The organism is Acinetobacter lactucae (assembly GCF_001605885.1).
In the GTDB taxonomy this organism is placed as follows: Bacteria; Pseudomonadota; Gammaproteobacteria; order Pseudomonadales; family Moraxellaceae; genus Acinetobacter; species Acinetobacter lactucae.
In genome coordinates this window covers 12,079-34,685 of sequence record NZ_LRPE01000014.1, presented here as the reverse complement: position 1 = coordinate 34,685, position 22,607 = coordinate 12,079, and the positions used below count along the sequence as shown (strand labels likewise).

Annotated in this window: 16 protein-coding genes; 9 read left to right on the top strand and 7 right to left on the bottom strand. The window is 41.1% G+C overall.

Translation table 11 applies throughout. The annotated features are described in order from the left end of the window. Positions 1–10: 10 nt before the first annotated feature. Positions 11–1,228 (top strand): MFS transporter, encoded by a 1,218-nt coding sequence (locus AWW73_RS08100; RefSeq protein ID WP_062849350.1) that lies wholly within the window; start codon positions 11–13, stop codon positions 1,226–1,228. 20 nt (positions 1,229–1,248) lie between these two features. On the opposite strand, the gene AWW73_RS08095 is transcribed toward AWW73_RS08100, so the two are convergent. Continuing rightward, the gene (locus AWW73_RS08095; RefSeq protein WP_081409547.1) at positions 1,249–1,698 is read right to left on the bottom strand and encodes a PaaI family thioesterase; all 450 of its coding nucleotides are present in this window, start codon (positions 1,696–1,698) and stop codon (positions 1,249–1,251) included. Positions 1,699–2,002: 304 nt separating this feature from the next. On the opposite strand from AWW73_RS08095, the gene AWW73_RS08090 reads away from it, so the two are divergent. Then, entirely contained in the window at positions 2,003–3,805 is a 1,803-nt protein-coding gene (locus tag AWW73_RS08090; RefSeq protein WP_062849348.1) for an acyl-CoA dehydrogenase C-terminal domain-containing protein, read from the top strand. Positions 3,806–4,001: 196 nt separating this feature from the next. Then, entirely contained in the window at positions 4,002–4,805 is an 804-nt protein-coding gene (locus AWW73_RS08085; RefSeq protein WP_062849347.1) for a thioesterase family protein, read from the top strand. 59 nt (positions 4,806–4,864) lie between these two features. Here AWW73_RS08085 and AWW73_RS08080 read toward each other — a convergent pair whose 3' ends face one another. Further along, a complete protein-coding gene (locus AWW73_RS08080) occupies positions 4,865–8,347 on the bottom strand; it encodes an indolepyruvate ferredoxin oxidoreductase family protein (protein ID WP_062849346.1) in 3,483 nt (1,160 codons plus the stop codon). Between the two features lie 205 nt (positions 8,348–8,552). On the opposite strand from AWW73_RS08080, the gene AWW73_RS08075 reads away from it, so the two are divergent. Beyond that, on the top strand, positions 8,553–9,494 hold the full coding sequence (locus AWW73_RS08075; protein ID WP_031948002.1) for a LysR family transcriptional regulator: 942 nt from the start codon (positions 8,553–8,555) through the stop codon (positions 9,492–9,494). A 250-nt stretch (positions 9,495–9,744) separates the two neighbouring features. Here AWW73_RS08075 and AWW73_RS08070 read toward each other — a convergent pair whose 3' ends face one another. From AWW73_RS08070 to AWW73_RS08050, 5 genes are read right to left on the bottom strand one after another with little or no spacing between them, the layout of a single operon-like run. Next, positions 9,745–10,647, bottom strand: a complete 903-nt coding sequence (locus tag AWW73_RS08070) for a hydroxymethylglutaryl-CoA lyase (protein ID WP_062849345.1) — start codon at positions 10,645–10,647, stop codon at positions 9,745–9,747. Continuing rightward, complete coding sequence (locus tag AWW73_RS08065) at positions 10,644–12,635, bottom strand: acetyl/propionyl/methylcrotonyl-CoA carboxylase subunit alpha (RefSeq protein ID WP_062849344.1); 1,992 nt, start codon at positions 12,633–12,635, stop codon at positions 10,644–10,646. The genes AWW73_RS08070 and AWW73_RS08065 overlap by 4 nt, the downstream gene beginning before the upstream one ends. Before the next feature lie 11 nt (positions 12,636–12,646). Continuing rightward, complete coding sequence (locus AWW73_RS08060) at positions 12,647–13,450, bottom strand: enoyl-CoA hydratase/isomerase family protein (protein ID WP_062849343.1); 804 nt, start codon at positions 13,448–13,450, stop codon at positions 12,647–12,649. A 9-nt stretch (positions 13,451–13,459) separates the two neighbouring features. After that, a complete protein-coding gene (locus tag AWW73_RS08055; protein ID WP_062849342.1) occupies positions 13,460–15,061 on the bottom strand; it encodes a carboxyl transferase domain-containing protein in 1,602 nt (533 codons plus the stop codon). Positions 15,062–15,085: 24 nt separating this feature from the next. Beyond that, positions 15,086–16,258, bottom strand: a complete 1,173-nt coding sequence (locus AWW73_RS08050) for an isovaleryl-CoA dehydrogenase (protein WP_031948007.1) — start codon at positions 16,256–16,258, stop codon at positions 15,086–15,088. Between the two features lie 144 nt (positions 16,259–16,402). Between AWW73_RS08050 and AWW73_RS08045 the strand changes: the two genes are divergently transcribed. The 5 genes from AWW73_RS08045 to AWW73_RS08025 all read left to right on the top strand — a co-directional run bounded on the left by AWW73_RS08045 (position 16,403) and on the right by AWW73_RS08025 (position 22,585). Beyond that, entirely contained in the window at positions 16,403–17,020 is a 618-nt protein-coding gene (locus tag AWW73_RS08045) for a TetR/AcrR family transcriptional regulator (protein WP_016144932.1), read from the top strand. Positions 17,021–17,130: 110 nt separating this feature from the next. After that, complete coding sequence (locus tag AWW73_RS08040) at positions 17,131–18,825, top strand: AMP-binding protein (RefSeq protein WP_062849341.1); 1,695 nt, start codon at positions 17,131–17,133, stop codon at positions 18,823–18,825. A gap of 71 nt (positions 18,826–18,896) precedes the next feature. After that, entirely contained in the window at positions 18,897–19,568 is a 672-nt protein-coding gene (locus AWW73_RS08035; RefSeq protein WP_062849340.1) for a class I SAM-dependent methyltransferase, read from the top strand. Positions 19,569–19,845: 277 nt separating this feature from the next. Next, on the top strand, positions 19,846–21,129 hold the full coding sequence (locus AWW73_RS08030; protein WP_081409549.1) for a DcaP family trimeric outer membrane transporter: 1,284 nt from the start codon (positions 19,846–19,848) through the stop codon (positions 21,127–21,129). A 100-nt stretch (positions 21,130–21,229) separates the two neighbouring features. Continuing rightward, on the top strand, positions 21,230–22,585 hold the full coding sequence (locus AWW73_RS08025) for an MFS transporter (RefSeq protein WP_062849338.1): 1,356 nt from the start codon (positions 21,230–21,232) through the stop codon (positions 22,583–22,585). Positions 22,586–22,607: the final 22 nt, after the last annotated feature.

The window sequence follows — 22,607 nt, the reverse complement described above, 5'->3', positions numbered from 1 at the left end:
GTAGTTAAAAATGGAAAAAATAGTTGAGCCCAATGCAGAAAATATACTGTCAAAAAGCTTTATTTTTATCATGGCAATGACATGTGGAATTTGTGCGGGTTCAAACTATTATAACCAGCCCTTAATCTATTCAATTGCTGAAGCATTAAAAGTTAATGCAGATCAAGTTGCTTTAACTATTGTGATTAGCCAACTGTCCTATGCAGTTGGCCTTTTTATATTGGTTCCCTTAGGCGACTTCTTTGAAAAGCGTAGTTATATTTGCTTGCTCATGTGTTGTACGGGCTTTGCACAAGTAGGGCTATCCTTAAGTCAAACCTTGCCAGCTTTATATGGCTTTACTTTTTTAGCCACGTTCTTTTCTATTGCGACTCAAGTTTTAGTCCCTTTTGCCGCAGGTCTAGCTGGCCCGAAAAAAAGTCCTCAAGTTGTAGGCACTCTCATGAGTGGTTTGTTTTTGGGAATATTATTGGCGCGTTCTATTGCAGGCTTACTTTCTACAGTTTGGTCTTGGCATGCGGTTTATTTAATTAGTGGAATTGTCATTTTGGTATTTGCTTGGGTGATGTGGGTGAAGTTACCGGTTGCGCGTAAGTCCCACCAGCTCAATATTCTACAGATCTATGGTTCACTATTTTCATTAGCTGTGCATCAACCTCATTTGCTGCGCCGTGGTTTGGCAGGGGGAATTGGGTTTGGTATTTTGGCTCTGATTTTTACCACCATGACTTTTATTTTGGCGAATGAGCCTTATCACTTTAACGATTTCCAGATTGGTTTATTTGGAATTGTTGGGTTGGCTGGTGTATTTGCGACCCCATGGGCAGGTAAGAAAATTGCAGCAGGACTTGAAAATAAAATTGCGGTAATTTGCATGGGGCTATTAATGAGTGCATGGATACCACTATTTTTTGCGCAGCAGTCTTTGGTAGCCTATGCTGTTGGTGTGATCATGGCGTACTTTGGTTTGTCGGCATTTCATGTTTTGAACCAGAATCTGGTCTACCGAATCTCGGCCGAGGCCCGTTCTCGTATTAATTCAATTTATATGACCTTATATTTTGGTGGAGCTGCTTTAGGTTCTTTTATTGCGGTGTACGCATGGAAACATTGGGGATGGGAAGCGTGTGCAGCCTTAGGTTTAGTGATGGCAATGTTAAGTTTCTTGATTGATCGCTTAGATTTTTATGAAATGGGCAAGATTGCAAAGCAAGAAAAAGCTCCCTAAACAGGAGCTTCAATATTTTATTATTTGCGAATAATCATTAAGGTTGCCGAGGCAAAGGCATACACTTTGCCGCTTTCATCTACGATTTTTCCTTCGGTACTAATAATATTGCGGCCCGCATTAATTAATTCGGCTGTCGCATAGTAAGACGTATCAATTTGCATAGGACGAATCATTTTTACATTTAAATCAATGGTTCCATAGCCAACGCCATGTTCAAGTAAAGTGTGAGCTGCACTGCCTGTTGCTGTATCTAAAGCTGTGGCGCAAAAGCCGCCGTGTACACCGCCTTGTATATTTCTATGTTCTTTGCGAGGAGTAACTTTATAAGTTGCTTTACCTTCGGAAACTTCAACGAGCTCCATTGGTATGGTGTGAGCCATAGGTGATGGTGAAACTTCACCATTTTTTAAAGCGGTTAAAAACTCAAGACCTGTGTATTTCGGGCTTTCCATAAATCGTCCTTGGATGATTAAGCAATCTAATCACAATACTATAAATTGAATTTTTACGAAATAAAATTTTGCAATACAAAATTTAAAGTTATTCTAATTAAGCAATGCTGATTACTTTTTATTCTATATTTATATTTTAAAACAAGTGTTTATGTTTTATATCTATTTCTGAGTTACGATAATTTTATTAAATTAGTGAAAATATATTTTGCTATAAGAAATTTTTTGATATTTTGGTGAGATTGAAACAATAAAAGTCCATTTTAAGGAAAAACGATATCTGCCCATGACACAGGCAGAGAGGTGAAAGGAAAAAACTATGCCTTTATATAAAGCTCCATTACGCGATATGCAATTTGTGTTGCATGAAATGCTTCAAACAGAACAGAACTATCAAGGTTTAAGCAAATATCAGGAAAGCGTAAATCGAGAATTAATTGATCAATACTTAGAGGCAGCAGCAGATTTTTGTGAAAATGAATTGGCGCCTATTAACCAAAATGGCGATCAGGAAGGCTGTCATTTAAATCAAGGCGTGGTGACAACCCCGAAAGGTTTTAAAGAAGCCTACCAAAAATATGCTGAGCTTGGGTTTACCTCTTTAACTGCTGACCCAGAATATGGTGGGCAAGGCTTACCGACCTTATTGCGGATTGCCATTTCAGAGATGTTATGTGGTTCTAATTGGGCTTGGGCAATGCATCCGGGCTTGTCTCATGGGGCAATGAGAACCATTGAGCACCATGGTACTGAGCAACAAAAACAGAAGTTTTTGGCTAAGCTCATTAGTGGTGTCTGGACCGGAACCATGTGTTTAACCGAATCACATGCGGGTTCGGACCTTGGGTTAATTAGAACGAAAGCAGAACCAAATCCGGATGGGAGCTACTCCATTACGGGGGAAAAGATTTTTATTTCGGCGGGTGAACATGATCTTTCTGAAAATATTATTCATATTGTTTTAGCTCGTTTGCCTCAGGCACCCGCAGGGACTAAAGGTATTTCTTTATTTATTGTGCCTAAATTTAATGTAGATGATGAAGGTAATTTAGAAGACCGTAATAAAGTCGTCTGTAGCGCGATTGAACATAAAATGGGTATACATGGCAACGCGACCTGTGTACTTAATTTTGATGGTGCAAAAGGTTACTTGATTGGTCCGGAAAATCGCGGTCTCAATTGCATGTTTACCTTTATGAATACCGCACGTATTGGAACGGCAGTACAAGGGCTTGCAGCTTCTGAAATTTCATTTCAAGGCGCATTAAGTTATGCAAAAGAGCGTCTCGCCATGCGCTCGTTATCTGGTCCTCAATATCCTGAGAAAAATGCCGATCCAATTATTGTCCATCCCGCTGTACGCTCGATGTTAATGACCCAAAAAGCGTTTTCTGAAGGTGGTCGTGCACTGGCTTACTTTTTAGCTCAGCATGTCGATATTGTGGAAAGCTCAAACAATCAAGAACAGCAAAAACACTCCGATGAATTACTGGCTTTTTTAACGCCAATTGCCAAAGCTTTTTTAACAGAATCAGGCAATGAATCTGCAAAGCATGGCGTTCAAGTATTTGGCGGTCATGGCTTTATTGTTGAGCATGGAATGGAGCAAATTGTACGTGATGCGCGTATCTCAACCTTGTATGAAGGAACAACAGAGATTCAGTCTTTAGATCTACTTGCACGTAAAGTTCTCAAGTCAGAAGGCAAACTTCTAAAAAATATGACCGATTTAATTGATCAATTTATTGCTCAAGCGCAATCCAATGAAGTCTTGAAACCTTATCTAGAAAAATTAGCTGAGCTTAAGCAGCAGTGGCTGTCACTGACCAAATTGATTGCAGAGAAAGCAAAGCACAACCCAGAAGAAGTTGGGGCCGCTTCAGTAGATTATCTTTATTTTTCCAGTTACGTCGTGTTCGCTTATTTATGGGCGCGAATGGCACAAGTTGCCCATGAAAAATTAGAATCAAGTACACAAGAGGAAGCTTTTTATAAAGCGAAGTTAACGACAGCTAAGTTTTTCTATCAAAAGCTTTTGCATCGTACACAGAGCCATGCTGCTTCTATTGAATCTGGCGCTGACGCTGTGATGGAACTCGATCAAGATGCTTTTGCATTTTAGTGAATAGTCATTTTTAGAATCACTGGGTGAAATTTATGTGCGGAATTTTACCTAGTGATTAAATTTGTAATTTTAGACTCATCAGTTTTTGGTAGGAAAAACCAGTTGAGCTAAACAAATAGAGGGTTAACATAAGCATTAAAACGTGAATTTTCATCAAATATTGATGTTGAATAAGGGCTACGGAAAGAAAATCATGAATGCTTATTATCAATTATTGAATAGAACAATTGGTCCTCAAGGTGAAGTCATTGCTCATTATTGCTCAACTGTTCATGCACAAGGGGCATGGAATCCTCATGAACAGCATATGGCACCTGCAAGTGGCGTAATTGCAGCAGAGTTAGAGCAATTTTCACCACGACAAGATATGCGAATTGGCCGAATTAGTTTTGATATTTTTGGATTGATTGCATTTGGTGAGTTTACGATTAAGACCCATGTGATTCGTGCCGGTAAAACCATTGAATTGATTGAAGCAGAAATGCAAGCGCAAGGTAAAACCTGTATTGTGGCTCGAGCTTGGCGCATGTGTACTCAAGACAGTACCTCTATTGCGGGGCTTGAAGATCAGCCCATTCATCATCCTGATACTTTTACCGAATGGACGGGCATGAAAAGATGGTCAGGTGGTTTTATCCAGACATTAGTCACTAAAACTAATGATCAGCACCGCGCGGGTAAAGGTATTGTTTGGCTCAATAATGATAAAGACATGGTTGAAGGGCAGCCGACCACAGATTTTGCGCATTTAATTGGTATGGTAGATACCGCAAACGGCATTGTCCCAAGACAAGAAGGCGAATTTACTTGGGGCTTTCCAAATCTTGATTTACAAATTCATATGCATCGTTATCCGCAAGGTAAATGGTTAGGTCTAGAAACCGTTCAGCAATATGGGGCGGATGGTATTGGTTTAACTAGTGCAGTTTTACATGATGTGTATGGTCCATTTGGACGAAGCGAGCAGATTTTGACGTTACGTAAAATGGCTAAATAAATTTTTGAGCCAATAAAAAGTCATCCCGAAGGATGACTTTTTATTTTGAGATTTAATTTTTAGCTACGCACTTTAAGAAGTGTTGGTGTAAGTTCATCCCAGCGCTGTTTTGCAGCGTCCATTGCTTTCATTTTAATATGACCATAACCACGAACTTCTGCCGGTAATTTTGCAATTTGTTCAGCAACTGCCAAGTTGTGATTGTCTGGTGCTTCAACAAGTGCTTCAACAAATGCGATGTAACGGTCACGCCAAGCTTGTTCGTGTTGACGCTCTTCTTGACGCGCAAATGGGTCGAGGAAAGTTTCACGAAGCCATTGTAAGCGAGCAAGCATCATCATTGGGAAACGCATCCAGTAACCAAACGCACGTTTACGAACATTTTTCAGACCACCGAGTAACGCTGGTGGAGCAAGATGATACGTTAAACGTAAGCCTTTACCGAATTGGGTTTCGATCGATTCTTTAAAACTTTTACCTGTTAACAGACGTGCAACTTCATATTCATCTTTATATGCCATAACTCTATAAAGCTGAGTTGCAATCGTACCTGTTAATTCTTCAGGTAACTTTTTAGCAGCCAGCTCTACAAGCGTACGGTATTTACTTGCATAAGCTTCATTCCAGTAGTCTGTTAAACGAGCAGAACGGTCTTCAACGAGTTCAGCTAAAGTTTGCGGAGTTTTGGTTTTTGGCATTGCCGCAACTAGACGTGCAGCTAAAGTTGGGTCACTTGCAAGATGACAACCCACACGGAAAGCTTCAAGGTTCTTTTCAACAGCTGTACCATTTAAGCGAATTGCTTTTTCAATACTTTCGCGCAGTAATGGAATACGACCAGATTGCCATGCCATACCGAGTAATAACTGGTTGGTATAAATTGAATCACCTAAGAGTAGTGTTGCAATGCGAGCTGCTGGCAGAGAAACCAGTTGACCTTGACGAACACGACCACGAAGGCGGTCAATTAAATCGCTAATAGGTGCATACCAGTCACGAGATTTAATAAACTCTGAGGTAGGCGTACTGTCTTCATTCACAATAACCAAAGCATCATCTTTTAAGCGAGACAGAGCAGCACTACCACCAGCAACTACAGCATCTGCACCAATCAGTAATTCACATTGACCTGCTGGAATTTTAGTAGAAGAAATTTGCTCATCAGTTGCTGCAAGTTGTACGTATGAATAAACCGTACCACCTTTTTGGGCAAGTCCAGCCATGTCCATAACACGAGTTGCTTTGCCTTCGAGGTGAGCTGCCATACCAAGCAGTGCACCAATAGTCACAACACCCGTACCACCAATACCACCAACCATAATACGACTTGGAACGTCATATAACTGAGGAATAATTGGTGATGTTGGCCAACCTGCGCCAATGCCTTCAAATTTAGCTGGACGTTTCATATCACGTGTATGAACAGTCACAAAACTTGGGCAGAAACCTTCAGCACAAGTGAAATCTTTATTACAGCTACTTTGGTTAATTTGACGTTTAGTACCTAAAGCTGTCTCTACTGGTTCAATAGATAAACAGTTTGATTTTTTCGAACAGTCGCCACAGCCCTCGCAAATATCACTATTAATGTATAAACGCTCAGCTGGGTCAGGGTAGGCATCACGTTTACGACGACGGCGTTTTTCACTGGCACAAGTTTGTACATAAATTAAAGCGGTGACACCTGAAACTTCACGTAATTCGCGTTGAACTGCATCAAGTTCATTACGGTGGCGAATTTCTACACCCGATGCAATGCCGTCTTCTTCGTTTAATAGTTTAACTTCATCAGTTACGATGACTTGTTTTTTAATACCTTCCGCAGCAAGCTGACGAGTTAACTGCGCAACACTCAAATGCCCATCTACATGCTGACCACCTGTCATAGCGACCGCATCGTTGTAAAGGATTTTGTAGGTAATATTGGTTTTTGCAGCGATAGACTGACGAATTGCTAAGTAACCAGAGTGGAAGTAAGTTCCATCACCAAGGTTAGCAAAAATATGTTTTTCATTGGTAAATGGTGATGCACCCACCCAACTTACACCTTCACCGCCCATTTGCGAGAACGTTTCGGTGCCGCGGTCAAGTGAAACGGCAATATAGTGACAACCAATACCGCCTAATGCACGGCTACCTTCAGGAACTACAGTTGAAGAGTTATGTGGGCAACCGCTACAGAAATATGGTTTACGTTCAGCAAGATCAATAACACGTTTTGATTCTTGCTCTGCTTTTAGCAGTAAGTCGATTCTGCTTTGGATTTGTGTTTTTAAGCTTTCTGGAATATCAAGTTTTAAGAAGCGAGCAGCCAGCATTTTTGCAATCGGTTCAGGCTGATACTCATAGTGACCAATGAGTGGTGCTTCTTCAATAGAGGTACTCCATTCACCTTTACCATCAGTTGCTTTACCAATGACACGAGGACGTTTGCCATCAGGCAGTGAGTACAGCTCGTCTTTAATTTGCGTTTCAAGAATTGGACGTTTTTCTTCAATAACGATGAGTTCTTCTAAACCTTCGGCAAATTCACGAATGCCTTGTGGTTCTAAAGGCCAAATCAGACCAACCTGATAAACACGTAGCCCAAGCTGTTGGGCAGTTTCATCTTCAATACCTAAAATACGTAAGGCTTCAATGGTATCTAAATAACCTTTACCACTTGCGGCAATACCGACACGGGCATTTTCACAAGGCCATGTTACGGTGTTGATTTTATTCGCGCGAGCATAGGCCAAAACAGCAGGTAAGCGGTATTTATAAAGACGTTCTTCTTGCTGAATGCCATGATCTGGCCAACGAATATTAACGCCGCCCTCTGGGAAATTAACATCTTCTGGAATAACCGGAGTAACACGGTTTAGATCGACATGAACAGAAGCAGAAGTTTCTACAATTTCACTAACCAGCTTCATTGAAGACCAAAGGCCAGAAAAACGTGAAACTGCAATGGCGTGAACACCAAAGTCTAAAATTTGTTGAACGGATGTTGGGTAGAAAATTGGAATACCACAACCAATCATGACATGTTCAGACTGGTGAGGGATTGTAGAAGATTTACATGAGTGGTCATCACCAAATAAAGCAACGACACCACCACGTTCAGAGGTACCAGCTAAGTTAGCATGGCGGAGTACATCGCCTGAACGGTCAACACCCGGGCCTTTACCATACCACCATGAAGACACTCCATCATATTTGCCTTGGCCTGAAAGGTTAACTTGTTGCGTACCCCAAATTGCGGTAGCAGCTAAGTCTTCGTTTACACCAGGTTGGAATACAACGTTATGGGATTTAAGTAATCCTTGAACTTGCCAAAGGAAACTATCATAGTTACCAACAGGAGAACCGCGATAACCAGAAATAAAACCAGCAGTATGATAACCATTCAACGCGTCACGGCGAGTTTGGGCAAGAGGCAACCGAACAAGTGCCTGAATGCCGGTCATATATGCTGTACCGTTATCACTTACATATTTATCTTCAAGTGACACATCCTTTGTTGCAATAATATTTGGAGTGACTTTTGTAGCTATATTCATTTATATCTCCTTAGAATTTTTAGTAGCTCGGACTACTTTCTTTTTTCAACATCCAGTTGAATATTTGGAGCAAGTGACATACGAAATAAAAAAAGATCGGTTCCTCTTCTTAAAAAAGAATTAGTGCCAATGTATGTACATTTAGTCATTGTGGTTGAACTAAACTGGTGCAACAATCCGTAATTTAGGAAAACATATTTACGTTATGCGCAAAAATCTCGATGGTGGACTATTGCATGCAATGCATGCATTCCTGAAAGTGATTGATAGCGGGAGTTTCACAGCAGCAGCTGAGCAGATGGATCTGACCACAGCACAGGTTTCACGTCTTATCAGCGAGCTAGAAACACGCTTAGGTACAAAATTAATACAACGCTCAACGCGCCAGCAGGCACTGACCGATATTGGTGCGACTTATGCAGAGCGTTGTCGCCAAGTCATTTCAATGGTGGATGAAGCTGAGGCGGAAGTCACAGGAACCGCATCTAAACCCAAAGGGCGTTTACGTGTATTAAGCATGGGAAGCTTTGGGCATCATTATGTTTTTCCAGTGATGGCCGAGTTTTGTAAGCATTACCCCGAATTAACCGTGGAATATACAACTTCACAGTACGTTCCAGACCTGTTGGCAAAAGGGGTCGATGTCAGTCTTTATCTCACTGAATCATTAACAGACTCTCGTTTTGTTGCACGCAGAATTGGCACTATTTTTTCTGTTTTATGTGCTTCACCTGCGTACCTAGAAAAACATGGCGTTCCTCAGTCTCCAGAAGACTTAAAAGATCATGCCTGTTTACGCTTGGTAAACCCGTCTATTACGCCAGATTGGCACTTATTAAATACAAGTGGGGAGTCTTACCAAATCGACATTGGCGGACAACTCATTGCAGATAACCCTGAGTTATTATTAGATGTGGTGCAGCAGGATATGGGTATCGCGTTATTGCCGATGTTTTCAGCTTTAGATGCGGTTCAAAATGGAAGATTATGTCATATCTTGCCAGAGTGGCGTTCACCCGATATAGGGGTTTATACACTATTACCTTCACGTCATTTCATTGATGCTAAAACACGTGCATGGCTAGATTGGGTAGAAGAATATATTTCGCCAAGAATTGAAATGGATGCATCTTATTTTTATAAATAATGAGATAAATTTTTTAAGGATTAAGATAAAAAAGGATGAAGAATAATACGGATTTAGAATAAAAATAGGGTAGAGAATGCTTCTGTTGAGAGAGGCATTTAATACACAGATAAATGATAAATTTTAAAAAATTGTATGAGAGATTTAGTCCCAACTCCTGAACAGAATGAGATAAAGATGAGATAGGATGATCTGGTACTTCGCCTAATATTAAGCCTTATACCAGATGCTGACCTACTTTAATTTATGATTAGGCACACTTGGTTTGCCAATAAGCATTTGCATAATTCGACAAGCTTTTTCGGTTTAATACATTGCTAATATTTTGGCTGGCTTGCATCAGTTTTTCTAAGTCAATACCAGTTTCAAAGCCCATGTGTGATAGCAAATAAAATAGATCTTCGGTCGATACATTGCCAGAAGCACCTTTGGCATAAGGGCAACCGCCAAGTCCTGCAAGGGACGAATCAAAAACACGAATTCCTTGCTGTAAAGACTGATAAATATTGGCAATCGCCATGCCATAGGTGTTGTGGAAATGCCCAGCCAAAACCTTGCTGTCGAGTTCAGCGAGGCATGCTTGCCAAACTTTTTGAACGCGATCTGGTGTTGCGGTGCCAATGGTTTCACCTAAAGACACTTCATAGCAGCCCATGTCATAGAGCCGTTTAACAACTTTTATCACTTGCTCAGGTGCAATTGCACCTTCATAAGGGCAATCGACAATACAAGAGACATAACCGCGCACACGGATGTTATGTGCTTTTGCCGCGCTCATGACATCGCTAAACTTTTCAAAGCTTTCGTCGATTGAACAGTTGATATTTTTACGGGTAAAGCTTTCAGAAGCTGCGGTAAAAACCGCAACCTCTTTGCATCCTACCGCTTGAGCTGTCTCAAAACCTTTGATGTTGGGCGTGAGCAAGCTAAATTGCACATCGGTTGTTTGGGGTAATAGCTTAAATAGCTCATCACTTTGAGCCATTTGTGGTACCCATTTTGCCGAAACGCATGAACCCACTTCAATCGATTTTAGGCCAGCATTTATTAAGTCATTAATGAAGTTTAAGCGTTGTTCAACAGTTAAAGCCTGCTTTTCGTTTTGGAGGCCGTCTCTGGGACCGACTTCCACGATTTTGACAAACTCACTCATGCAACTTCCTCCTGTGCAGGCTGAAACTCCACAAGCTCATCGCCAGCTTTGACTTGATCGCCGACTTGGAAGTAGGAATCTACAATCACGCCGTCTTTAGGGGCGCGGATGGTGTATTCCATCTTCATCGCTTCAAGCGTCATTAAAATATCGTCTTTTTTCACGCTATGATTTGCACTGACTAACACTTGAGTGACCACACCCGGCATTGGAGCTTTCAGGTGGCCTTCATCAGCTTGGCTATCTGATTGATTAAAGTCTTGGCGAATATAAGCAAACTTATAGCTTTGTCCATTTTGGAACAGGGTAATGCCTTGCTGACTTTGGTTAAAAGATAGCTTTTGCTGAGTTCCATTAATTTGAACAGACGCCGTATGTGCATCATGCAATTGCCCCGAAATAGGGTAGCCTTGACCGTTATATTCTGCGGTGAAGCCATCTTCATTTGAGGCAAACTTGATTTGGATATTTTGGTTTAAATAATTCAGTTTAATACTGTGCTGATAAGCAATATTTAAACGCCAAAGCGGTTGAGCTTGCCAAAGCTGTTTTTGACTTGAGCTGTTGTTATTAAGTTTACTTAGAAACTCAATAAATGCTGCTGCAACTACAAGTTCAGGTTTGATATCTTCAGGGCTAAACAAGAAGTTTTGTTCACGTTGAATCAGGTTGGTATCAAGTCTGGCTTGTTTAAACGATTCGCTACGAACAATTTTTTCAAGAAAAGCAATATTGTTGCCTAAACCATCGACATGGAATTGGCTTAAAGCATGTTGCATTTGAATGAGCGCAGCTTCACGGTTTTTACCCCATACGATCAGTTTGGCAATCATTGGGTCGTAATACGTCGTGATTTCATCGCCTTCAACAATACCGCTGTCTACACGCACATATTGGTTTTGAGTTGGGTAGTGCAAATAGTCAATTTTACCAATCGCAGGTAAAAAGCCTTTTTCAGGTTCTTCGGCATAGATTCGTGCTTCGAGCGCATGCCCGTGAATTTGTAATTCGTTTTGTAGTTTAGGTAACGGTTCGCCATAAGCTACACGAAGTTGCCATTCAACCAAGTCTTCACCGGTAATCATTTCAGTCACTGGATGTTCGACTTGTAAGCGGGTATTCATTTCCATGAAATACGCCGTGCCGTCTTGTTCCACAATAAACTCGACCGTACCAGCACCGACATAGTCTACTGCACGTGCAGCATCAATAGCAGCCTGACGCATCGCATCAAGCTTCTCGCTTGGCATTTGTGGAGCTGGAGCTTCTTCTAATACTTTTTGGTGGCGACGTTGTACAGAGCAGTCGCGTTCAAACAAGTGCACATAGTTACCGTGTGTATCGCCAAACACTTGTACTTCGATGTGACGTGGTTGAATCACATAACGTTCGATCAAGACATCATCATTACCAAAACTTGATTTGGCTTCACGTTTACACGTGGCTAAAGCATGTAGAAAATCTTCACTACGTTCAACCAGACTCATGCCTTTGCCACCACCGCCAGCACTGGCTTTAATTAAAACTGGATAGCCAATTTGGTCTGCCTGTTGTTTTAAAAAGTCGGCATCTTGGTTGGTTCCGTGATAACCCGGTGTTAAAGGGACGCCTGCTTTTTCCATTAAAGCTTTAGACGTAGCTTTTAAACCCATAGCTAAAATGGCATCGACTGGCGGGCCAATAAAGCAAATATTGTGTTGTTGGCAAGCAAGTGCAAACTGGTCATTTTCGGATAAAAAGCCGTAGCCCGGATGAATCGCTTGGCTACCTGTATCAATGGCAGCTTGAATCATGCGGTCAGCTTGTAAATAACTTTGAGTCGCTGGCGACTGGCCAATATAGATGGCTTCATCTGCAAGTTTGACATGTTGTGCATTTGCGTCTGCATCAGAGTAAACAGCAACCGTTGCAATACCTAATTTTTTAGCTGTACGAATCACACGGCAGGCAATTTCACCACGGTTCGCAATTAAAATCTTTTCAAACATGATGATCGTCCTTAATTGTTGTTATTCGAGTTAGAAACCCAAGCAGGCTGTTGTTTATTTAAAAAGGCACTCAGACCTTCTTTTGCCTCGCTACCTTGACGAACTTGAGCAATATGATGCGCCGTCTGTTGTAGCAAATCATTGCTCATGGTCTGGTTGCTCACCATTTGAATGAGTTGTTTTGATGCAGCCTGAGCGTGGGGGCCACCAAGTAATAGAGCATCAATAATTTCTTGAACTTTTCTGTCTAAGTCTTCCGCATCTGCGACTTCATGTGCCAAGCCAATTTGTTTGGCGTCACGTGCCGAAATACGCTCAGCAGTTAAAAAGTAACGAGAGGCTTGTCTGGCGCCAATCGCACGAATCACATAGGGACTAATGGTAGATGGCGCAAGACCTAAACGCACTTCAGAGGTTGCAAACTTGGCGTCAGTACTGGCAATACAAATATCACAAGCCGATGCCAAGCCCATACCACCACCAAAGGCAATGCCATGAACGCGGGCGATAGTCGGTTGTCTCAGTGTTGCAAGTGCATCTAACATTTGCGCGAGTTTTAGAGCATCTGCTTCATTTTCTGCTGAAGATGCCTGACCTGCCTGTTTCATCCAATTCAGGTCGGCACCTGCCGAAAAGCTTTTGCCACGACCAGCTAAAACCACAACACGAATATCATCACGTGTATTGATTTGCTTAAAGCAAGCATGCAATTCTTCAATCACTGTTGTATTGAAGGCATTGTGTAGTTCATGGCGATTCAGCCAAACATAGGCAACTTGACCTTGTTGTTCGAGTTGTAAAAATTGATAGCTCATATACACCTCTTACATGCGGAACACGCCAAATTTGGTTGGCTGGATAGGGGCATTCATTGCAGCAGCAAGGCTTAAACCCAGTACTTGACGGGTTTGAGCTGGGTCAATTACACCGTCATCCCAAAGGCGGGCAGAAGCATAATATGGATGGCCTTGGCGTTCGTATTGTTCACGAATGGGTTGTTTAAACTCATCTTCTTGTTGAGCTGACCACTCGGCACCTTTTTGCTCAATTTGATCGCGTTTTAAGGTTGAAAGTACGCTGGCTGCTTGTTCGCCGCCCATCACTGAAATACGAGAGTTCGGCCAAGTCCACAAAAAGCGTGGTGAATAAGCACGGCCACACATACCGTAGTTACCTGCACCAAACGAACCACCAATAATCAATGTGAGTTTTGGTACATTTGCAGTGGCAACTGCCATAACCAGTTTGGCACCATTTTTTGCAATTCCTTCATTTTCATACTGGCGACCAACCATAAAGCCCGTAATGTTTTGTAGGAATAACAATGGAATATTGCGCTGCGTGCATAGCTCAATAAAGTGCGCACCTTTTTGTGCAGACTCAGAAAATAAAATTCCGTTATTGGCAATAATCCCGACTGGCATACCGTAAAGTGAAGCAAAACCCGTAATGAGTGTTGAACCAAAACGTGCTTTGAACTCATCAAAACGAGAGCCGTCTACGATACGGGCAATCACTTCACGAACATCAAAAGGTTTACGCGCATCGCTTGGCACTACGCCATAGAGTTCTGATGCATCAAACAATGGTTCATCAACTTGTTTATTTAAGTCGTTTGGCTTTTTATTTAAGTTAGCAACAATGTTCCGTGCAATCGCAATGGCATGTTCATCATTTTCAGCTAAATGGTCAGCTACACCCGAAAGACGTGTATGCACGTCGCCACCGCCTAAGTCTTCACTGCTCACTACTTCACCTGTTGCAGCTTTTACTAGAGGAGGGCCACCTAAGAAAATCGTACCTTGATTACGGACAATAATCGTTTCATCAGACATGGCAGGAACATAAGCACCACCTGCGGTACAGCTCCCCATCACCACAGCAATTTGGGCAATACCTAGGCTCGACATGCGTGCCTGATTATAGAAAATACGCCCAAAGTGATCGCGGTCTGGGAAAACCTCATCTTGCATTGGTAAATAAGCACCGCCTGAATCCACTAAATAAATACAAGGCAAGTGATTTTGTTCGGCAATTTCTTGGGCACGTAAATGCTTTTTAACTGTAAGTGGATAATACGTTCCACCTTTAACCGTTGCATCGTTGGCAACGATCATGCAAGTGATGCCGTTGACTTGACCAATACCTGCAATTACGCCCGCGGCAGGAACATCATCATCATAAACGTTGTACGCTGCCAATTGACCAATTTCTAAAAATGCCGTGCCGACATCAATCAATTGATCAATACGTTCACGGGGTAAAAGTTTGCCTCGAGCCAAATGTTTTTGACGGGCATTTTCACCACCGCCTAAGGCAATACGTTGGGCAACTTGTTTGAGATCTGTGACCAATGTTTGCATGGCTTGCTGGTTTGTTTTGAAGTCTTCACTTCGAACATTAATCTTGCTTTGTAATTGGTTCATAAGATGCATCCTTATTTATAATTATTATTTGGTTTCATTGAAGAGTTCGCGGCCAATCAGCATGCGGCGAATTTCAGAAGTTCCGGCACCAATTTCATAAAGTTTCGCATCACGCCATAAACGGCCAGCAGGGAATTCATTGATATAACCGTTGCCGCCTAAAGTTTGAATTGCTTCACCGGCCATCCATGTCGCTTTTTCAGCAGCATATAAAATGGCGCTTGCAGCATCTTTACGTAGACTGCGGTCATGGTCAGCTTTATCACAGGCAGCACCAACAGCATAAACGAGGGCTTTACATGCCAACCAAGTTGAATACATATCGGCAAGTTTGCCTTGCATAAGTTGGAATTCACCTAAAGCTTGGCCAAATTGTTCGCGTTGATGTAAATAAGGAATCACCACATCTAAACAGGCATCCATAATGCCTAAAGGCCCAGCACTTAAAACCGCACGTTCATAGTCCAAACCGCTCATCAGTACTTTTGTACCGTTACCAACACCACCGAGTACGTTTTCAGCAGGCACTTCTACATTGTCAAAAAACAGTGGGTAAGTGTTAGAGCCACGCATACCGAGTTTGTCTAAGTGGTTGCCGTGACTAAAGCCTTTCATGCCTTTTTCAACTAAAAAAGCAGTCATACCTTTCGCGCCAGCTTGCGGATCAGTTTTAGCGTAAACCACGAGTACATCTGCATCTCCGCCGTTAGTGATCCACATTTTTGAGCCGTTTAAAACGAAGTGGTCTCCTTTTTGTTCGGCACGTAATTTCATGCTGACGACATCAGAACCTGCATTCGGTTCAGACATTGCAAGGGCACCCACATATTCACCGGAAATCAATTTTGGTAAATACTTTTGTTTTTGCTGCTCGTTACCGTTACGGTTAATTTGGTTTACACATAAATTAGAATGAGCACCGTAAGACAAACCAATGGCTGCCGAAGCACGAGAAATTTCTTGCATGGCAATAATATGAGCTAGATAACCCATATTGGCACCGCCATATTCTTCAGAAACCGTCATACCTAAAAGGCCCATATCTCCGAATTTTTTCCAGAGATGTGCAGGGAATTTGTTGTCTTGATCAACTTGTTGGGCAATTGGTGCAATTTCCTTTGCACAAAATGCGGCCACTGAATCTTGAAGCGCAATTAAAGTTTCATCTAGACCGAAATTCAAGCTGCGTAGGTTCATGATATTTTCATCCTATTGGTTATATTTGTTGTCCATAAAATATTTTGTGGGTATTTGAGATGTACCATACAATGAATTTTCAAAAAAGTGAATACAGATTCATAAAATGATTTACAATTCATTTTATTTGTTAGAGAATAAATTATGAGCTATAAACGATCATCTTTAATGCAAGAGCGGATGGAGCAAAATCGTAAGTCGATTTTGAGTTCAGCCAGAAAGTTAATTTCAGAGGGAGGGTTTAAAGACGCGCAAATACAAACAATTGCAGAGCAAGCGGGCGTATCAAGTGGTCTTGTTTATCGCTACTTTGATAATAAGAGCCAAGTGTTGATTGAGGTTTTGTCTGAGGCCATTAATACAGAGCTATTGGTGATTGATTCGATTACCGAAAGTAATTTATCGGCAAAGCAGAAATTACATAAGGCTGTGGCAACCTTTGTAAAACGGGCACTGAATAGTCCTCAGCTTGCATATTCACTCATGTTTGAACCTGTCGATTCAACGGTTGAACATGAGCGTTTTCGTGTGAAGCAATTGATTAAACAAAGTATTAAAAAAATACTTGCGGATGGAAATGCAAGTGGTGAGTTTGTCTTGGATGATTTAAATACAGCAGCACTGTGTGTTGTCGGTGCCATGACTTATGTGGTGGTTGAACCCCTAGACCCAGCTCAAAATACAAAGTTTGATCATGCGCACAAAGACTATTTTTCAAAACAGATTGCTGACTTTTGTGTAGATGCTGTGCAGAGGAAATAGGGCATATAAAGGATAAAACAACACAAAGTAGGCAGTTTAGAAAAATAGTTGCAGTAACAACAATTAGATCAGGTAAGAAGAGAATTAGAAGAATCAAGGAGAATGATTCAATGCAACAAGAACGGTTAAGCTACGCCTCGGGACCAAGCACGCAGCCTTTATTGGGTATGACCATTGGTGAACAATTTGATCAGGCCTGTCGGCAATATGCTGAAAAGGAGGCAATCGTTAGTTTTCATCAAAACAGACGATTAACCTACAAAGCTTTGCAGGATGAGGTAAACGCTTTTGCTTGTAGCCTCTTAAAATTGGGATTAAAAAAAGGAGATCGGTTAGCCATCTGGTCGCCTAACTGTGTGGAATGGACGGTAACCCAATTTGCAGCTTTTAAAGCAGGGATTATTTTAGTCAATCTAAATACAGCTTATAAGAGCCATGAACTTGAATATGTGTTGAATAAGGTCTCATGTAAAGGATTGATTATTGCTTCTCAATTCAAAACCACTGATTACCAAGAACTACTCACAAAAATTGCCCCTGAGTTAACGACCAGTCTAGATAAAGTGCTTAGTTCAGCACGACTACCACATTTAAAATTTGTTATTAAAATTGATGATCAGCAACATACGGGTATTCATCGCTTTAGTGATTTAGTCACTACGCCGACATCAGAACAGCTAGAAGAGTTAAAGCAGTTAACCAAACAGCTCCAGTTTGATGAAACCATTAATATCCAATTTACTTCAGGCACAACCGGTAACCCTAAAGGGACCATGTTGACCCACCATAATATTTTAAATAATGGCTATTTTGTCGGTGAAGGTATTCGTTTAACCCCTCAAGATAAAGTGTGTATATCTGTGCCGTTGTTTCATTGTTTTGGCATGGTCATGGGGAATTTAGCCTGTGTTACGCATGGGTCAACCATGGTCTATCCATCGGCGGTATTTAATCCTTTAGAAACTTTAAAAGCTATTCATCAAGAGCGTTGCACGGCAGCTTATGGTGTGCCAACTATGTTTATTGCCACCTTAGAACATGAACAGTTTAATGAGTTTGATCTATCGAGCTTAAGAACGGGCATTATGGCAGGCAGTCCTTGCCCACGTGAAATTATGCAGCGAGTTATAGACCGTATGCATATGTCTGAAATCACGATTTGTTATGGAATGACTGAAACCTCGCCAGTAAGTGTACAAAGCTCGGTAAATGACTCGATTGATAAACGAGTAAGCACAGTTGGACATGTTCATCCGCATGTTGAAATTAAAATTGTCGATTTAGAAGGGCAAATTGTTCCGCAAGGCACTTTAGGTGAGCTATGCGTTCGTGGTTATTCAGTGATGGCTGGCTATTGGGGTGAAGAAGAAAAAACCCGAGAAGTGATTGATACTGCTGGCTGGATGCATACGGGTGATATTGCAGAAATGGACCAAGACGGTTTTATTAAAATTAAAGGTCGTATTAAAGATGTGGTGATTCGTGGTGGGGAGAATCTCTTTCCAAAAGAAATTGAAGACTTCTTATACACTCATCCCGATGTAAGCGATGTCCAAGTCATTGGCTTACCAGATGCGAGATATGGCGAAGAACTCTGTGCTTGTATTATTTTGCATGAACATCATCAAATTGATGAAGACAGTATTCGCCAATTCTGTAAAGAGCATATTTCTCATAATAAAGTGCCGCGTTATGTCCGATTCTTTAATGAGTTTCCAATGACTGCTTCAGGCAAAGCGCAGAAGTTTAAATTGCAGGAAATTATGCGAGCTGAGCTTAATTTAACTGGAAATGTCTTTGATTAAAGAAGTCTAAAGCCCGTTCAAAGTGCAGCAAACTATAAATTTAAAGGCAGTTTAAATAGAGGATAAACGAAATGGCAAAAGACTTTAATAGCCCCAAGGTAGTCGAAGGATATGACCAACATATTCGTAAATTAATTCCGGGTTATGAAGTGATCCATCAACAGGTGGATGCCATTTTGCAATCGGTGTCGCCATCAAGTGCGCATATTTTAATTGTGGGCTGTGGTACGGGGTACGAACTCGAATATTTACTTAAAAGACATCCGAACTGGAAATTTACAGCAGTTGATCCATCTTTAACGATGCTGCTAAAAGCACAAGAACAAGTTGAACTTTTAGATAAATCTTCTCAAGTTACCTTTATTCACGGCGAAACGTCAGCTTTACCTCTTGAGAATTGCTTTGATGCTGCACTTTCTATTCTTGTGGCTCATTTTATTGCAGATGACATGAAACCTGTTTTCTTTAAAGATATCTATGATCGCTTAAAAGAAAAGGCAGTTTTGCTGACCTATGATTTAATGACGTGTGTAAACCCACAGCATCTTCAAGCATTACATTATTTATGCTTGGCGCAAGGCTTAACAGAAGAACAATGTCAAAAAATGTTAGAGCGTATGGCACAAGACTTTTTTAGCCTAACCACTGAAGGATATATAAAACTTTTAGAAAGAACTGGTTTTGAAAGTGTGCAGCCTTATACGCAAATTTTGACGTATCAAGGGTTTATTGCAAAAAAATAATGGCTTTGGGAAAGCGTTAATACGGATATAAAACCTGCATATTCTCAATGAGGAAGAGAATATAAAAACTGAAAAAAATTAGAAGATTTAGCTTTACTTAAAACAAATTAAAAAGTGGTTTTCAGGCCGCTTTAGGGAGGTTTTGTCTAAAAAATATGATCGAAGGCTTTTCTTGTGAAAGAAAGGCAAATTTCAAGCACCTATTTTAGATAGGTACATAACAAAAAGGATGTCGAGATCTTTAAGTGTAATTAAAGATCAAAAGGAAAATTTCATGATGAAAGTTTTAAATACAACGGTTCAAAAAAGCCTGTTGGCAGTTTCTGTGACCTTGTTTGTGTCTTCTGCTTTTGCAGGTCAAACAGATCCTGAAATAGCACAACTTCGCCAAGAAGTGAAAGAGCTGCGGGCTATGCTACAAGCCAACATAGAGGCACAAAAATCTTTATCGCAAGAACGGGTGGAACTCGCAAATTCTGTAATACCTCAAGCTGCTCAGCCAATACAGCAAGGGTTAACCAAGTCTGGTGCAGAATTTAACTTATATGGATATATAAGGGCAGATGCTTCTTATCAAATGAAGGGCGCATCGGCTATGTATAACAATATTAGTGGTGTTCCGCTCGAAAACACCCCAGAAGAATCTGCACAAAAAGATCAGTTGCACAGCACGGTTAATGTGACACGCTTTGGGTTGAATTTTAAAACCCCAACTGCTGCAGGTGACGTGGGTGGAAAGTTAGAAATGGACTTCTTTGGGGGGACATCTCGTGATCAGTTTCGGATACGCCATGCTTATTTAACGTTTAACAAATGGCTTGTCGGTCAAACGTGGTCAACCTTTATTGCACCCGAATATTATCCGGAAACGATCGATGCAGGCACATTTGTAGGAAGTGCATTATTAAGATCGCCACTGGTTCGTTATAGTGATAACTTAACTGCCAATACAAGTTTTGCCGTATCGGTTGAAGACCCGAAATATACCGCTGCATCAGACCCCGATAACAAAATGCGTTTACCAGCTTTGGTTGGGCGTTTAAATCATAAATTTGCCAATGGTTCGATGCTATCGGGGCGTAGTTTTGTTGCCGAAAAGAGAACCAATAATGATGAGGAAATGTCTTGGGGTGTTGGCTTTGGCGGTAAATACCAAATTACTCCTGATACATTACTTAAAGCCGATTATTACCATGTCAAAGGAGATGGACGTTTCCTACTATGGAGTAACAGTAGCTATGCCATTGATGATCAAAATAATATGCATAGCAATGAATTTGACACCGTTTCTTTAGGTATTACTCATCAATTTACACCGCAAATTCGCTCGACTCTAGGCTACGGCTATATGAAAGCCAAAGATGATAACCGTTTTGCTGAATTACAACGTAATAGCACCACCCAAAATAAAGAGCTTTGGCAAGGTTGGGTGAATGCGCTTTATAACCCATACAAACCAATCACCTTGGGCGTCGAATATGTGTATGGCGAACGAGAAACTTTTGATGGACGTAACGGGATAGATAACCGCTTCAATATGATGGCGAGTTATGACTTTTAATTTATTAAATAATACCTTGAATAATTTGTTTTTTCTTTAGGGTGCAGTATGTCGTTTTAAAAAATTGAATATGAATTTATCTCACAAAGGAGGTGAGTAAATGACAACATCTAAATTAAATGTAAATGAAGTTATTGATCAGGCCAGATTTACCCCTTTTCACTGGAGTATTTTACTTTGGTGTTTATTAATTATTATTTTTGATGGTTACGATCTGGTGATTTATGGCGTGGTATTGCCTTTGCTAATGCAAGAGTGGTCGTTAACAGCTGTACAGGCGGGGATGTTAGCAAGTACGGCACTATGTGGAATGATGTTTGGGGCAATGTTCTTTGGAACATTGGCAGACAAAATAGGCCGTAAAAAGGTAATTTTAATCTGTGTGACTTTTTTTAGTGGTTTCACCTTTTTAGGTGCTTTTGCATCAAGCCCACTTGAGTTTGGGGTTCTTCGGTTCTTGGCGGGATTAGGCATTGGTGGGGTTATGCCTAATTTAGTTGCACTTACATCAGAATATGCACCTAAACGTATAAGAAGTACGCTGGTTGGGAGTATGTTTAGTGGTTATGCAATTGGGGGAATACTTTCAGCATTGATCGGTAGCTATTTGGTTGAAAGTCAGGGGTGGCAAATTATGTTTTTAATTGCCGGTATTCCATTATTTTTATTACCTGTCATTTGGAAGTTTTTGCCTGAGTCTTTAACCTTTTTAGTTAAGACGGGTAAGACTGAGCAAGCACAGCGTATTATTCAAAAAATTTCGCCTGAACAAAACCTAACGATCACTACGCACTTAGTGCTTAATGAAGATAATGTTCCAACAGGTAGCTCTGTAAAGGGATTGTTTCAGCAAGGCCGTGCGTTCAATACACTCATGTTCTGGCTCGTATTCTTTATGTGCTTACTCATGGTGTATGCCTTAAGTAGCTGGTTACCAAAACTCATGCTGGCAGCAGGATATTCACTCGGAAAGAGTATTTTATTCCTGCTTGCCTTAAATGTTGGCGCAATGATCGGTTCAATTGGTGGGGGTATTTTATCTGATAAATTCCATTTAAAACCAGTAATTATGGGAATGTTGCTGGCGGGTGTTATCGCTTTAGTCGGTTTAGGTTTTAACTCACCAGCCTATGTTTTATATGGTTTGGTGACCGTTGCAGGGGCAGCAACGATTGGTACTTCAATTCTTCTTTATAGTTACGTTGCACAATATTATCCATTAAGTGTGCGTTCTACTGGGATTGGCTGTGCTTCTGGTGTAGGTCGAATTGGGGCTATTGTCGGACCTATCTTAACGGGTTTGTTATTAGGTTTAGAATTGCCACATAAGATGAATTTCGTGATGATCGCAATCCCAGCAATTCTGGCGCTTTTCGCTGTTATGGTGCTTCGACGACATGCAGCAGAAAAGCAGTCTATTACGCCAAAACTTAACGTCGAGTTAGAGGGGAATTAACCAATATTGATACAGGTAGGGA